Consider the following 976-nt stretch of genomic DNA (forward strand, 5'->3'; position numbering starts at 1 on the left):
CCGACGATCGTCATCCTGCTCATTCTGAACGTCGGCTCCATCATGGGCGTCGGCTTCGAGAAGGTCTTCCTGATGCAGAACTCGCTCAACATGGAAGCGTCCGACGTCATCTCGACGTACGTGTACCGGAGCGGTATTCTCGGGGCTCAGTACAGCTTCTCGGCGGCAGTCGGACTGTTCAACTCGGTCATTAACTTCGTGATGCTTATCGTCGTCAACTATGCCGCCAGACGGTTGAACGAGACCAGCCTATGGTAAGAGGGGAGAGCTAACAGATGCTGGATACTAGCCGGGGAGACCGGATATTCGATTTCATCAACACGACGATGCTCGTGCTCATCACGATCATCGTGCTGTACCCGCTGCTGTTCGTGCTGAGCGCGTCGGTGAGCGACCCGTCGGCGGTCGTGCGGGGCGAGCTGTGGCTGCTGCCGGAGGGCCTGAACTTTGAGGGCTACAAGAAAGTGTTCCAGAACAGCGAGATTCTGACGGGCTACATGAACACGATCTTTTACACGGTCCTGGGCACGGCGATCAACCTGTTCATGACGATCTGCGCGGCGTATCCGCTGTCGCGCAAGGACTTCAAGGGCCGCCACGTCGTGACGGCGATCATCGTCTTCACGATGTTCTTCAGCGGCGGACTCATCCCGACGTACCTGCTGATCAAGAAGCTGCACATGCTGAACACGTTCTGGGCGCTGGTCATCCCGAACGCGGTTGCGGTGACGAACATCATCATCATGCGGACGTACTTCCAGTCCAGCATTCCGTATGAGATTCAGGAGGCGGCGTCGATTGACGGGTGCAACAACTTCCAGATTCTCCTGCGGGTGGTGATGCCGCTGTCGATGCCGATCATCGCGGTCATGATTCTGTTCTACGCGGTCGGGCACTGGAACGCCTTCTTCAACGCCCTCATCTACCTGACCGACCGGGGCAAGTATCCGCTGCAGCTGATTCTGCGGGAGATCCT

Annotated in this window: 1 protein-coding gene and 1 pseudogene; both read left to right on the forward strand. The window is 57.6% G+C overall.

Annotated elements, in window-relative coordinates; translation table 11 throughout:
* Window positions 1-258, forward strand: a pseudogene (locus KJS47_RS23745) (sugar ABC transporter permease); the annotation flags it as partial.
* 17 nt (window positions 259-275) lie between these two features.
* Window positions 276-976 (forward strand): carbohydrate ABC transporter permease (locus tag KJS47_RS23750; protein ID WP_213528388.1); only part of this gene is annotated, 701 nt, incomplete at its 3' end.

It is taken from the genome of Paenibacillus sp. J31TS4, from assembly GCF_018403265.1.
GTDB lineage: Bacteria > Bacillota > Bacilli > Paenibacillales > NBRC-103111 > J31TS4.